This window comes from Olsenella sp. An293 (assembly GCF_002159495.1).
Classification (GTDB): domain Bacteria; phylum Actinomycetota; class Coriobacteriia; order Coriobacteriales; family Atopobiaceae; genus Thermophilibacter.
In genome coordinates, this window is record NZ_NFIT01000035.1 from 1 (window position 1) to 1106 (window position 1106).

Here is a 1106-nt window from a genome sequence, read left to right on the forward strand (position 1 = left end):
TCGTCGATCTCTCGATCGCAGTATCCGGTTCTCAAGGTACTCCCGCGCAGGTCGTGGGCCGTGGCCGCGTCGCTGCGCGGGGAATAACTATACGCACCCCGGCGCCCCGGCGCGGCGTGAATCCGCGGGTTCACGATTTCTGCACAATCGGGGGGGCTTTCAGATGGTCCGAAGCGCCCCAGTCCGTCGGAAGGCGTCCGGGGGGAATCGCAGCACACGGCCACCCGGCAAACGAAAGAATCTTTCGTCCGCCCTCGAGGCCAAGACGGGCTGCGCCCAGAATCACGATCGCGCACGCGGCGAGTAGCCCGCGCATATGATGCGGGCAAATTGCCAAAGCGGGTGATCTGAAGAATCGAGTCCTTAGCCCGGGACGGCCCGCAGACCCGATGAGCCCTCGGATCTTGGGGACACGACGAACCGGTGACGAGCCCATGCTCCCGTGTTTTCGCCTAAAACCTTGACACCCATACGCAAAACCGACAAAGCAATGTCGGCGGCAGCCCGCTCCCTGACGAGATTTGCAACAGCGGCGGAAAACGGGAATAAGGACGTGGCGACACTCGTCACAGAATCGCCAGTTCCCGACTTCGCGCCTGAAGTGAACGTGCCTGGGGAACAAGAGCAGCGATTACATCCCCATCAGGGGACCTTGAAGCTCGAGACGGCGATCTTAGGCTGGACTCTAGCCGGCATGTGCATGTTCACATGCGCTTTGGTAGGAATGCGATAAGTTCGCGCGGCCACTACGCGCGAACGATATCGTGACGGTTCCGCACCATGGAAATCAACTCCGCCCCGAGTCGGCAACCCGGCCAATCGCCAAGCGGAAATGGAAGTCTCTGTGTTGAGCAGCGCGGGAAGGACCGTGCAGTGAGTACGCAGTGTTTCACGCCGCTCAAGGGAGGTGCGAGCAAGGCTGACGTCTCAAACGCAAATGGGGCGTGATGACAACTCGGCCATCACGCCCCACAATATAGAATTTTTCAAGTCGATCGAGCAAAATGCCCCTTGTTGGTCAGCGACGTCCTGCTCTCCCACGGACTGACTCCGCAGTACCATCGGCGCTCGGGGGCTTAACTTCCGGGTTCGGAATGGGACCGGGT

At 60.6% G+C, this 1106-nt stretch carries 1 rRNA gene; it reads right to left on the bottom strand.

Annotation, left to right across the window (positions count from 1 at the left end):
• Nucleotides 1-1016: 1016 nt before the first annotated feature.
• A 5S ribosomal RNA gene (gene rrf / locus B5F85_RS10495) occupies nucleotides 1017-1106 on the bottom strand; the annotation flags it as partial.